This is a genomic window from Bradyrhizobium cajani (assembly GCF_009759665.1).
In the GTDB taxonomy this organism is placed as follows: domain Bacteria; phylum Pseudomonadota; class Alphaproteobacteria; order Rhizobiales; family Xanthobacteraceae; genus Bradyrhizobium; species Bradyrhizobium cajani.
The window spans coordinates 392,555-404,652 of sequence record NZ_WQNE01000003.1 but is presented as its reverse complement, the minus strand read 5'-3'; the positions used below and the strand labels follow the sequence as shown (position 1 = coordinate 404,652).

The window sequence follows — 12,098 nt, the reverse complement described above, 5'->3', positions numbered from 1 at the left end:
CGTTAAGGTGCGTTGGCGTTCTCGGGGCTGCTCAAAGAGTCCCCGTGTGGCACCCCCCTCCCTGACCCTCCCCCGCAAGGGGGGAGGGAACGGAGAGAGCGTGCCGAGGAACGAAGCAGGTAACGGCACCGTTGAGGCGAAAACGGAGGAATTTGCCATGCTGTCACCAATCCGCCTCGTCTCTGAAGCTGCCGAACTCGCTGCGCGCCGCCACAACGGCATGGCGCGCAAGGGGCGCGGCAACGAGCCCTATATCAATCATCTCGCCGAGGTCGCGAACCTGCTCGCAACCGCGACTGACGGTGCCGACGCCGAGTTGGTCGCGGCCGGCTGGCTGCACGATACGATCGAGGACACCGACACCACGCGCGAGGAGCTCGCGCAGACACTCTCCGAGCGTGTCGCGTCCCTCGTCGCGGAATGCACCGACGACATGAGCCTGCCGAAGGCCGAGCGGCGGCAAAAGCAGATCGAGGGCGCTCCACACAAATCACCGGGCGCGAAACTGATCAAGATCGCCGACAAGATCAGCAATACAGCGGCGCGCATTCAGACCGACCCGAGTGCCGAGGAGCGCGACGATCTCGCCGATTATATCGGGTGGGCCACGCAGGTCGTTGCGGGCTGCCGCGGCGGCAATGCGTGGCTCGACGAGAAATTCGACGATGCCGTGAAAGCAGCGAGGGCCTTGCTGTGACCCACCAAACATTCAAACGCAAACGGGGCTTGTGATGTCCGTCAAGATGAAGCGTTCCGTCTATGCCGACATGTTCGGCCCGACCACCGGCGACAGGGTGCGGCTCGCCGACACCGACCTCATCATCGAGGTGGAGAAGGATTTCACCACCTATGGCGAGGAGGTGAAGTTCGGCGGCGGCAAGGTGATCCGCGACGGCATGGGCCAGTCGCAGGTCACCAACAGGCAGGGCGCGGCCGATACCGTCATCACCAATGCGCTGATCGTCGATCACTGGGGCATCGTGAAAGCCGACGTCGCCATCAAGGACGGTATGATCTCGGCGATCGGCAAGGCCGGCAATCCCGATATCCAGCCGGGCGTCACCATCATCATCGGCCCCGGCACCGACGTGATCGCGGGCGAAGGAAAAATCCTCACGGCCGGCGGCTTCGATAGCCACATCCATTTCATCTGTCCGCAGCAGATCGAGCACGCGCTGATGAGTGGTGTGACCTCGATGCTCGGCGGCGGCACCGGCCCCTCGCACGGCACCTTCGCCACCACCTGCACGCCGGGGCCGTGGCACATGGGGCGGATGATCCAGTCGTTCGACGCCTTCCCGGTCAATCTCGGCATTTCCGGCAAGGGCAATGCCTCGCGGCCGGCCGCGCTGGTCGAGATGATCAAGGGCGGCGCCTGCGCGCTGAAGCTGCACGAGGACTGGGGCACCACGCCAGCCGCGATCGACAACTGCCTGTCGGTGGCCGACGATCATGACATCCAGGTGATGATCCACACCGACACGCTGAACGAATCCGGCTTCGTCGAGGACACGATCAAGGCGTTCAAGGGCCGCACTATCCACGCCTTCCACACCGAAGGCGCCGGCGGCGGTCACGCCCCCGACATCATCAAGGTCGCGGGCCTGAAGAACGTGCTGCCGTCCTCGACCAATCCGACGCGGCCCTTCACGCGCAACACTATCGACGAGCATCTTGACATGCTGATGGTGTGCCACCACCTCGATCCCTCGATCGCGGAAGACCTCGCCTTCGCCGAGAGCCGCATCCGGAAAGAGACCATTGCCGCCGAAGACATCCTGCATGATCTCGGCGCGCTCTCGATGATGTCCTCGGACTCGCAGGCGATGGGCCGTCTCGGCGAGGTCATCATCCGGACCTGGCAGACCGCCGACAAGATGAAGAAGCAGCGCGGGTCGCTGCCGCAGGACAAGGGCAAGGACAACGATAATTTCCGCGTCAAGCGCTACATCGCCAAGTATACGATCAACCCCGCGATCGCCCATGGCGTGTCGAAGCTGATCGGCTCGGTGGAGAAGGGCAAGCTTGCCGATCTCGTGCTGTGGTCGCCGGCCTTCTTCGGCGTCAAGCCCGACTGCATCGTCAAGGGCGGCACGATCGTCGCCGCCCCGATGGGTGATCCCAACGCCTCGATCCCGACGCCGCAGCCGGTGCATTACCAACCGATGTTCGGGGCCTTCGGCAAGGCGCGCACCGCGTCGTCCGTTGTGTTCACCTCGAAGGCCGCCATCACCGGCGGCCTCGCGCGAAAACTTGGCATCGACAAGAAGCTCTATGCGGTCCAGAACACCCGCGGCAAGATCTCGAAGAAGAGCATGATCCACAACGACGCCACGCCCGATATCGAGGTCGATCCGGAGACCTACGAGGTCCGCGCCGACGGCGAGCTGCTCACCTGCGCGCCGGCCGAGGTGCTGCCGATGGCACAACGATATTTCATGTACTGAAATAGCGCCTCAACACATGTCTCCGGCGCATATCCGGAGGCGGCTTTTCCGGTTTTGCGTTCGATCCCGGCTGGTCTAATGTCCCGCCCGGTATCGTAACCAGAGAAGAAAAGCCGGGAGGATTTCTCGTGATCTATGTCGTTGCCACCTTGACCATCAAGCCCGAAACGCGCGCCGAATTCATTGCTGCCGCCACCGCCTGCATCAAGGAGACGCGGAAAGAGCCCGGCAACATCGCCTATGATCTGCATGAGAGCGTCACCGATCCCAGCAAGATGGTGTTCGTCGAGCAGTGGGAGAATGCCGAGGCGCTGGTGCCGCATCGCGCCATGGAGCATATGAAGACGTTCGGCCGCGTCGCGGTGAAGTGCTTCACCGCGCCGCCGAAGATCGAGGTGATCACGCCCGAGAAGGTCGAGACACGGTAACGGGGTAAAAGCGCATGATCCGGGCAACGCAGGTCAAGGGGCAACATCGCTTCGCGGAGGCGCCGGCGGATACGGTCGTGCTCGATTTCGACGATCGGCACCGCCGCCGCATGGCGATGACGGGGACGCGGGGTCTCGAATTCCTGCTCGACCTGGAGAACGCCGTGGCGCTGCGCGGCGGCGATGCGCTGGTGCTGGAGGACGGACGGCTGGTCGAAGTGGTCGCTGCGCCCGAGCCGCTGCTCGAGCTCCGCGGCCGCGATCCCCATCACCTCATCCGCGTCGCCTGGCATCTCGGCAACCGTCATCTGCCGACGCAGATCATGGCCAAGGCCCTGCGCATCCGCCGCGACCACGTCATCGAGGCGATGGTGAAGGGACTCGGCGCGCGCGTGATCGAGATCGAGGCGCCGTTCGATCCTGAAGGCGGCGCCTACGCCGATGCCGGCCATGCGCATGGTCACGATGACCATGCGCATCACGACCACGGCCATGAGCACCACGATCATGGTCACGATCACCATGACCATCACGGCCATGACCATCACGGTCACGATCATCATGGTCACGACCATCACCATCACGATCATGCTGCACATGATCATGGCCACGGTCACCACCATCACCACGACGAGCATTGCGACCACCCCGACCATCACCACGGCCACAAGCATGCTCATGACCACAAATGAGCCGGTCAGCACCGGTGACCTCGCCGGACGCGAGGCGGCGGCGCTGTACCGGTTGATGACCTGGCTGTCGCCGGCCTTTCCGGTCGGCGGCTTCTCCTATTCCAGCGGCATCGAATGGGCGGTCGAGGCGGGCGACATCATCGATACCGCAACACTGGCTGACTGGCTCGATGCGATGCTCGGCGATGGTTCGGGCCTCTGCGATGCGATCTTCCTGGTCCACGCCTATCGCGCCGCCGAGGCCGGCGAGGAAGCGTGCTTGCGCGAGGTCGCGGAGCTCGCTGGCGCCTTCGTGCCGTCGCGCGAGCGGCAGCTCGAGACCACGTCGCAGGGGCGCGCCTTCATCGACATCGCCCGCGCCGCATGGGATGCGGACGGCCTGGATGCCATGGTCGCGGGATGCGGCGCGCCACTGGTCTATCCTGTCGCCGTCGGCGTGGTCGCCGCGACGCATGGCGTGCCGCTGGCGCCGACGCTGCACGCTTTCCTGCATGCGCTGGTCTCGAACTGGATCTCCGCGGCCAGCCGCCTCATCCCGCTCGGCCAGACCGACAGCCAGCGCGTGCTGGCGAGACTGGAAGCGGCTGTCGCCGCGACCGCCGGTCGTGCGCTGAATGCGACATTGGACGATCTCGGCGGCGCGACGTTTCGCGCCGATCTCGCCAGTCTGCGGCACGAGACGCAATATACGCGGCTGTTCCGGTCATGAATGGTGCGGTCGTTAACCCTTCGCCGGACGCCCCCGAAAGTATGAACTGAGGATCTGTCTCATGGCTACGTCTCACGGCCCCCTGCGCGTCGGCGTCGGCGGCCCCGTCGGATCGGGCAAGACCGCGCTGATGGACCTGCTCTGCAAGACCATGCGCGAGCGCTACGACATCGCCGCGATCACCAACGATATTTACACCAAATGGGATGCGGAATTCCTCGTGCGTTCGGGCTCGCTGACGCCGGACCGCATCGCCGGGGTCGAGACCGGCGGTTGCCCGCACACCGCGATCCGTGAGGATGCCTCGATGAACCTGGCCGCGGTTGCGGACATGCGCGCGAAATTCCCCGGGCTCGACCTCGTGCTGATCGAATCCGGCGGCGATAACCTCGCTGCCACTTTTTCCCCGGAGCTCGCCGATCTCACCATCTATGTGATCGATGTGGCGGCCGGGGACAAGATTCCGTCCAAGGGCGGCCCCGGCATCACCCGCTCGGATCTCCTCGTCATCAACAAGATCGACCTTGCGCCCCATGTCGGCGCCTCCCTCGAGAAGATGGAGACGGATGCCAGGCGCATGCGCGGTGCGCGTCCCTTCGTCATGACCAACCTGAAGAAGAGCGAGGGGCTCGACCGCATCGTCAGCTTCATCGAGGCCAAGGGCGGCCTGAAGCGGGCGGGCTGACGGACGCGACGACTTAGCGCAGGCGCTTTTGCCCGTTAACGTCTGGGGCAGGGCCGCGGCCGCGGAACAAATTTCGGACACGGCGATTAAATACCTCCGGTGCCCGGGGCAAATCCGCCCCGGCCGGGTGCCCGGCCGGCCGGATTAAGCTTTTCAGGCGACCCAAGTTGCGTACTGATGCCTCCTCCTCCATTATCTCCGCCACTGGGGTTCACCCTGCTTCGGCACATGGCCGTTCGAGCGGCGTTCATATGCTCCATGTTTATTGCCGACCTCCTGCCTTCGCCTGAGTAGTCGCGTGGTCCGGCTGGGTTTCATTATCGGCTTCATCGCTCTGCTCGGAGCCTTGCTCTCCGGGCTTGCCGCCTATCGCGTGCACGATCAGGAGCTGGCTCTGGACCGGATCGCGCTCGCGCGCGCGATCGACGTCCATGCGAGCCTGGTCCAGGACCGGCTGACCGAGCGCGAGCTGCTCGCGCGTGTCGCCTCAGGCCTGTTCCGCGCGCCGTCCGTGATCAAGCCGAACATGCTGGAGCCGCTGCGCTCGGCGATCTACGCCTTCAAAACGGATTTCGTGGTGGCCTCGTGGATCGCCCGGCTGAAGCCGAACGAGCTTACGGCGGCGCAGGCCGCCATCGCCGGCGCGGGCTTCCCGAATCCGCAGATCCGCACATATGACGACAAGCCGATCGATCTGGCTCGCATCACCCTGCCGATCGACGTGCTGATGGATCTCGAGCCGCGCAGCAACGAAACCAAGGCGCTGCCGGGCCGCAGCTACGACCAGGATCCGGTCCGCAGCGCCATGCTGACGCGTGCGCGGGTCGAGAAGAGGTCGGTTGCCTCGGATCCGGTTCCGCTGCTGCGCGGCAACGGGCCGGTCGGCGTCATCGTGGCCGCGCCCGTCATTCCCGAGGGAGCAACGGAGCCGGCCGGGTTCGTCACCTTTTCCTACGAGCTCGCCTCGCTGATGCTGACCAATGACGACATGTCGTTGTTCTCGGTCGCGCTCAGGGATCCGCGCAAGGAAGGCGGCGAGCTCGTCGCCAATGACCAGGGCATTGTCTCCGCGCGCATGGCGGCGGCAGACGGGCCGGCGCCATCGGCGACGCGCACGGTGAGTTTCGGCGCCCGCGATTGGCAGCTCAGCTATTACGCCAAGACCAACTCGGCGCGTCGCGCCGAGCAGACCGCGATCATCGTCGCCGCGATCGGCTTCGCCATCACCGCGATGGTGTGCGGGCTGTTCGGTTACGTCGCCTACAACAATCTGCGGCTCAGCCGGGAAATCCAGGTGCGGATCGGCTTCGAGCGCCGGCTGACCGCTGTGATCGACGAGCTCAACCACCGGGTCAAGAACATCCTGGCGGTGATCCAGTCGATCGTGACGCGGACGTTACGGCACGGCTCCGACATCGACGTCGCGCGCGAGCTCCTGATCGGCCGCATCCACGCCATGTCCAACGTGGTCTCGCTGCTCAGCGAGAGCCAGTGGCAGGGCGTCAAGCTGAAGGGCCTGTTCGAGGCACGCGCCATCCCGCACGCCGACCGTATCGCCGTCACCGGTCCGGACATCGCCGTCAGCGCGCGCGCGGCGCAGAGTCTGTCGCTGCTGTTCTTCGAGCTCGCCTCGCATTCCGACGAGGGTCTGTCGCTGGTCGGCAAGCATCCGCACATCACCGCCAACTGGACGGTGACGGGCGAGGAGCCCGAGGAGATCTTCCATTTCCGCTGGGAGGAGTTCAACACCAGCGAGGCGACGCGCCGCCCCGACTCGGATTTCGGCCTGATCCTGCTCGACCGCGTCGCGCCCGAAGCGCTCGGCGGCACCGCCAAGCGCTATTTCACCGACGTGTCCTACGTCTATGAATTGACCGCGCCGATGGAGACGGTGGTCGACATGACCGAGCGCGATCGCACGGACAAGATCTCGGCGCCGGTGCGGCCGGTGCGATAGAGCGGCGCCTCAGCCCTTCGGCCGCAGCACCAGGTCGACCAGGCTGCGCGCGTAGGCCGGCGTGACCGGCGCGATGCCGAAGACGTAGCGGTAGAACAGGCCGCCATAGATCGCATCATAGAGATCCTCAGGCGCCCCTTCGGCCAGGATGCTGCCGTCCTTCTGGCCCGCGGCGATCATCGCGACCAGCGCGTCCCGACGGAATTGCAGATAGCGGGCGTAGAACAGCTCTGCCGAGCCGGTCTTCGAGATGCATTCGGAGATGACGGCGAGCTGGACCTTGCCGAACTCGCCCTGGAGCGCCTCGGCATAGGCCGCGGCATGGCGACGTGCGCGCGCCGCCGGCGTGCCGGAGCTCACCGGGGGCAGCGGCAGCATCTGTGCGGCATGATGGAGGAAGGCGTCGATCAGCAGCGCCTCGCGCGACGGCCACCATTTGTAGATCGTCATCTTCGAGACGTTGGAGTGGCGCGCCACCGCATCGATGGTGGTGGTGGCAAGCCCGGTGGCGGCCATCAGTGCATAGGCGCTTTCGAGGATGGAATTGCTGGTCTCGATCGACCGCGGCCGGCCGCGCCGGCGCGCGCTGTCAGCCTCTTCGCCCCCGCTCTTAGCCATCGCCACGCCCGGTCTCCTCCCGCAGAGCCACCCCGCATAGCGCAGCCACGGCTTTCGGCCTAGCAGAATCGCACGATTTTCTCGTTAGGCCTGCTGCCGCAAGGCGGCGGGCAGGTCCTGCCGCCTCGACCAGGAGATGTAGTATGCGACCGCGGTCATCGCCGCGAAGCCAACGAGGCTCACCGCGATCTGCATCGCCACCAGATTGGGGCCGGTGATCAGGATGAGATGGCCGGCAAAGGACAGGAACACGCCGATGCAGAACACGGCGAGCCATTCCTCGCCGCATCTTATGACCGCCTGAAGCGGCTTCCATTCCAGCCCGGGATGATCGGCCGGGATGAGATGGGTGGCGAGGAGGGCGAGCGCCAGGAAGTGGGTCACGCGATAGGGCGCGAGATTTTCCTTGTCGGTCGGCGCGATGCTGTCGAGGATGACCTCCGGCAGGTAGGCGGACAACGCCGGCGAATGCCGCATCAAGGTGACGGCCATCGCGAGGACGAGATAGCTCCCGGCGAGGATCCGCAGCCAGGACATGCCGCGCAGCAGCCGTCCGGGTGCACCCGTCACGGCGAACCAGCCGCCCAGCACCATCAGCATCTGCCAGCACAGCGGATTGAAGGTCCACTCCTGGTCCGGATACACCCGAAAATTCCAGTCGAACCAGCGTGCGGCGAGATACAGCGCGATCGATGCCGCAAGCGTCAGGTTCGGCCACCGCAACAGGCCCCACAGCGCAAACGGAAAGAACGCCATCAGCGGGATCATCAGCTGCAGGAGGTCGAGGTTCAGCGGCTCCTCCTGGAGCACGAGGCCGCGGACCAGGATGCGCAGCGGGTGCTCGAGAATACCGGAGATATTGTATTCGTGGATGATCTCCGGCGCCATCGATTGCGAGGCGACATAGGCGATGGTGTCGATATAGATGACGAACAGCACGACATAGGCGGCGTAGAGCCGCCAGACGCGGCGGAAGATGCGCGTCGCCGCGACGACGTAGCCGCGCTCCAGCGCCATCCTGCCGTGGATGATGGCGACGCCATAGCCGACCACGAACACGAACAGATCCGCAGCCCCGCTGAAGCCGAAGTTACGCAGCGTCAGCAGGTTGACGACGTTGTTCGGAATGTGATCGACGAACACCGACCAGTTGGCGATGCCGAGCGTCAGGTACAGCCTGGCGTCGTGATGGAATGCGGAGAGGTTCGCCTTGACCAACGGTTTCATTGAGTAAAATAGCTTTTTAAATCAGGATGATGCTTTTACCGGCAACTGCCTGCCCATCCGAGTAGCGTTTGCGTGATGGCGGGGACATTTGCGTCGTATGGCGCAAAATTGCGCATTTCGGTCCCGCCGGATTCCGGCAGATGCGTTGGCGACCCGCACGACGAAATTTTCTAACCCGCTTTCGTGGTTACTCGGCGGGTTCGGCCGATGTTTCGTCCGGTACGCCGGCGCGGCTCGCCATGATTCCGAGCGCGACACCGCCGATCGCCAGGATCGGCAACAATCGCTTGATTCCGATGGCGCGGACGATCTGGAGCCCCGTTGCCAGCAGCATCGGGTCCGTGAGCATGCTCTGCGCCGCCGACTTCGCGGCACGCTCGGCCGCGATGCGGGCGCGCTTCTGCACCTCGCGCTTGTAGCCCCAATAGGTGCCAGCAGCCGTGAGCGTCAGCAGGAAGAAGATGCCGGCGCCGGCAAGGCAGGCCTGCACCGGGCCATACTTCTCCAGCACCGAGATGAAGGCGGCGGCGCAGAGGAAGCAGGTCGTCACGAACAGCGCGAATGCCGCGCCCGCGGCCAGCGAGGTCAGCCGGACGGTCGCGCCGGTGGATGCACTGATCCCGTCGATGATGCGCTGAAACATGGCCTTGCTCCTCAATTCCCCACAAGCCGAAGCGTCCGCAAGCCAGCATCGGCGGCGCGGCGGCGCCGCCGTATCGAGGTCCGTTCCGCAAATCCTACCGGCGCCAGGCGAGGCCGATCAGGAAGCCGATCCCGAGCGCGAGCCCGACGGTCGCGAGCGGCCGCTGCGTGATGGCGTCTTCCAGCGTCTCCTCGATCGAGCCGTAGGCATCTTGCGCAGCACCCATCATCGCGCTGCCGCGCTCCGACATGTCGTCGATCGCGGAATCCATGTTCTCGCGCGCCTGGCGATAGCCGCGGCGGGCTTGCTTGCTGGTGGAATTGGCGAAGGTGTTGAGCGCGTCGGTGATCTGGTCGGTGAGGGCGGCGATATCGCTTTTCACAGCTGCTACATCCTTCTCGAGGCGTTCTCTGGTGGCTTTGTCGGTCCAGTCTCTCATCCCGGCTTCGGCATTGGGCGTTGACATAGGAGCTCCGAACTGTTGACGGCTGAGATAGCCGGAAAACGTTTCGTCGTCGGGGAAGTTCCGTTTGCGGAAACCCCTCAGGCCTGCGGGAGCTGCGGCGCATCCGGCGGCAGCAGATGCTCCTTCAGGATCAGCGCGACGATCAGCAGCGGCGACGACAGGAAGGCGCCCATGGGGCCCCACATCCAGGTCCAGAACGCCAGTGCAAGCAGGACCGCGAGTGCATTGAGCGCCAGCCGCCGCCCGATGATGGTCGGCGTGACGAAATGTCCCTCCAGGAAGGTGAGGCCACCAAAGGCGAGCGCCGCCATCAGGCCGCCGCCGATGGTCGGGAAGGCAACGAGCCCCACCACGACCAGCACGGCGAACATCGCGACCGGCCCGATGATCGGAATGAAGTTGAGCGTTGCCGCCAATGCGCCCAGCCCGGCCGGATTGGGCATGCCGGTGAGTGCGCAGATGAGGCCGGTGCCGACGCCGACGCCGACATTGATGAGGGTGACGGTCAAGAGGTAGTTGCCCAGATGGACCTCGATCTCGTTGAGGATCCGGAGCGTGCGCAGCCGCGCGTCGCGGTCGCTGAAAGTCATGATCATTGCCCGCCGCAGGTCGCGCCAGCTCGCGATGAACAGGATGAGGGTGACGAAGAACAGCAGGAATTCGGTAAAGGTCGGCGACAGGAATTCCAGCGTCGGCTGCACCCACTCGATCTTCGGCATCTGGAAGCTCGGCAGTCCCTCCGATCCGCCGAGCATGGCCTGCAGCTCCCGCCACAGCGCCAGCGGCCGGTCGAACACGTGCAGCTTGTCCTTCAATTGCGCGCCGAGCTCCGGCAGGCGTGAGCTCCATTCCATCGCAGGCGAGGCGATCAGCGCCACCACGAACGTGACCACCGTCGTCACCGCGATCACGATCAGGACGGCTCCGAGCGCGCGCGGCACCTTGCATCGCTCGAGGAAGCTCGCCGCCGGCGACAGCATGGTGCCGGTGACGAACGCCATCACCACGGGCAGGAAGAACGCCTTCCCGACATAGAGCACGGCGACGATGGCGATCACGAGCAGGCCTGCGAGCGCGAGCGCGACGAACTCGGTCCGACGGATCACCGGCGGCAGCTCGGCGTGGCTGTCGGGGAGCGGGCTACCTTCGCTGTTGCCGGGAATCAGACGTTCGCTGGGAAGGACGCGCACAATACCTCTCCCGCACGGAAGCTTCGATCCGCGCGCCCGTTGACGGTCAGAAAACGCATGAGGGGCACGACGGTTCCATCGCGGCTTCGTGAAGATGTGCTCGCTTGACTGTGACGTCGCCGCCGCAGGCAGCGGTGGAACCTGAGTCGGTCCGGCCGCGTTTGTTGGAGGCCGCATCACCCAGATGCACACACCCAACGGGGCAGCACATGACAAGCTTATCTCCAGTTCGCCGCCGCTTCTCGCTGCGGGCCATGGCCGCTTCTGCTTTCGCAACCGCGCTGCTCACCGTGCCCTTTGGCAGCGCAAACGCGCAAAGCTTCGGCTATGCGCCGATGCAGCTGCAGCCGTATCCGCAGGACCAGGGCTATTCGCGGGGCTATGGAAGCGAGGCGCCGCAGGCGGCCGACGAGGATGCCCAATTGCCCGACCGGCTGCGCAAGCAGATCGTCAGCTTCGACAGGAGCGAGCCGGCCGGTACCATCGTCATCGATACCAACAACACCTATCTCTACTACGTGCTCGGCCAGGGTCGCGCCATCCGCTACGGTGTCGGCGTCGGCCGCGAGGGCTTCACCTGGTCGGGTGTGCAGAGCGTCAGCCGCAAGGCGGAATGGCCGGACTGGCATCCGCCGGCTGAGATGATCGCGCGCCAGCCCTATCTGCCGCGTTTCGTGGCGGGCGGTCCAGGTAACCCGCTCGGTGCCCGCGCGATGTATCTCGGCTCGAGCGAATACCGCATCCACGGCACCAACGATCCCACGACGATCGGCAAGTTCGTCTCGTCAGGCTGCATCCGCATGACCAACGAGGACGTCATGGATCTCTTCGGCCGCGTCAATGTCGGCGCCAAGGTCGTGGTGCTGCCGAAGAATGCGCCGCTGATGGCGAGAGGCGGGGATGCCGTACGCAAGCATCCGGCGGTGACGACGCAGCCGTCGGGCCGCCAGGCGCTGAACATCTCGGCGTCGTCGGTGAACTAGCGCATGATCCGGAAAAGTGTGCAGCGGTTTTCCGAAAAGATCATGCATCTCGC

The 12,098-nt window shown here is 65.0% G+C and carries 13 protein-coding genes; 8 read left to right on the top strand and 5 right to left on the bottom strand.

All coding sequences use genetic code 11. From position 1 onward, the window contains the following. Nucleotides 1-157 precede the first annotated feature (157 nt). The 7 genes from GPL20_RS06830 (at nt 158) to GPL20_RS06800 (ending at nt 6,918) form a co-directional block, all read left to right on the top strand. Nucleotides 158-697 carry an HD domain-containing protein gene (locus tag GPL20_RS06830; RefSeq protein WP_157328816.1) on the top strand — a complete coding sequence of 180 codons (540 nt, stop codon included), beginning with the start codon at nt 158-160 and terminating at the stop codon, nt 695-697. A 34-nt stretch (nt 698-731) separates the two neighbouring features. Continuing rightward, entirely contained in the window at nt 732-2,447 is a 1,716-nt protein-coding gene (gene ureC, locus GPL20_RS06825) for an urease subunit alpha (RefSeq protein WP_157328815.1), read from the top strand. 128 nt (nt 2,448-2,575) lie between these two features. Further along, on the top strand, nt 2,576-2,875 hold the full coding sequence (locus tag GPL20_RS06820) for a putative quinol monooxygenase (RefSeq protein ID WP_027553941.1): 300 nt from the start codon (nt 2,576-2,578) through the stop codon (nt 2,873-2,875). Nucleotides 2,876-2,889: 14 nt separating this feature from the next. Then, nucleotides 2,890-3,567: an urease accessory protein UreE gene (ureE, locus tag GPL20_RS06815; protein WP_157328814.1), complete on the top strand. Its 678-nt coding sequence runs from the start codon at nt 2,890-2,892 to the stop codon at nt 3,565-3,567. After that, entirely contained in the window at nt 3,548-4,276 is a 729-nt protein-coding gene (locus tag GPL20_RS06810) for an urease accessory protein UreF (RefSeq protein ID WP_157328813.1), read from the top strand. The genes ureE and GPL20_RS06810 overlap by 20 nt, the downstream gene beginning before the upstream one ends. Nucleotides 4,277-4,337: 61 nt before the next feature. Beyond that, nucleotides 4,338-4,961, top strand: a complete 624-nt coding sequence (gene ureG / locus GPL20_RS06805) for an urease accessory protein UreG (RefSeq protein WP_157328812.1) — start codon at nt 4,338-4,340, stop codon at nt 4,959-4,961. A gap of 298 nt (nt 4,962-5,259) precedes the next feature. Next, a complete protein-coding gene (locus GPL20_RS06800) occupies nt 5,260-6,918 on the top strand; it encodes a CHASE domain-containing protein (RefSeq protein ID WP_254125267.1) in 1,659 nt (552 codons plus the stop codon). 9 nt (nt 6,919-6,927) lie between these two features. Here the strand turns inward: GPL20_RS06800 and GPL20_RS06795 are convergent, their stop codons facing one another. The 5 genes from GPL20_RS06795 to GPL20_RS06775 form a co-directional block, all read right to left on the bottom strand. After that, nucleotides 6,928-7,536: a TetR/AcrR family transcriptional regulator gene (locus GPL20_RS06795; RefSeq protein ID WP_157328878.1), complete on the bottom strand. Its 609-nt coding sequence runs from the start codon at nt 7,534-7,536 to the stop codon at nt 6,928-6,930. 84 nt (nt 7,537-7,620) lie between these two features. Then, nucleotides 7,621-8,763: an OpgC domain-containing protein gene (locus GPL20_RS06790; protein ID WP_157328811.1), complete on the bottom strand. Its 1,143-nt coding sequence runs from the start codon at nt 8,761-8,763 to the stop codon at nt 7,621-7,623. 187 nt (nt 8,764-8,950) lie between these two features. Next, nucleotides 8,951-9,406 (bottom strand): hypothetical protein, encoded by a 456-nt coding sequence (locus tag GPL20_RS06785; protein ID WP_157328810.1) that lies wholly within the window; start codon nt 9,404-9,406, stop codon nt 8,951-8,953. A 94-nt stretch (nt 9,407-9,500) separates the two neighbouring features. Further along, nucleotides 9,501-9,872: an ElaB/YgaM/YqjD family protein gene (locus GPL20_RS06780; protein ID WP_167532920.1), complete on the bottom strand. Its 372-nt coding sequence runs from the start codon at nt 9,870-9,872 to the stop codon at nt 9,501-9,503. Nucleotides 9,873-9,949: 77 nt separating this feature from the next. Continuing rightward, nucleotides 9,950-11,062: an AI-2E family transporter gene (locus GPL20_RS06775; protein WP_254125265.1), complete on the bottom strand. Its 1,113-nt coding sequence runs from the start codon at nt 11,060-11,062 to the stop codon at nt 9,950-9,952. 209 nt (nt 11,063-11,271) lie between these two features. Between GPL20_RS06775 and GPL20_RS06770 the strand changes: the two genes are divergently transcribed. After that, nucleotides 11,272-12,045, top strand: coding sequence for a L,D-transpeptidase (locus GPL20_RS06770; protein ID WP_157328809.1), 774 nt, complete (start codon nt 11,272-11,274; stop codon nt 12,043-12,045). Nucleotides 12,046-12,098 lie beyond the last annotated feature (53 nt).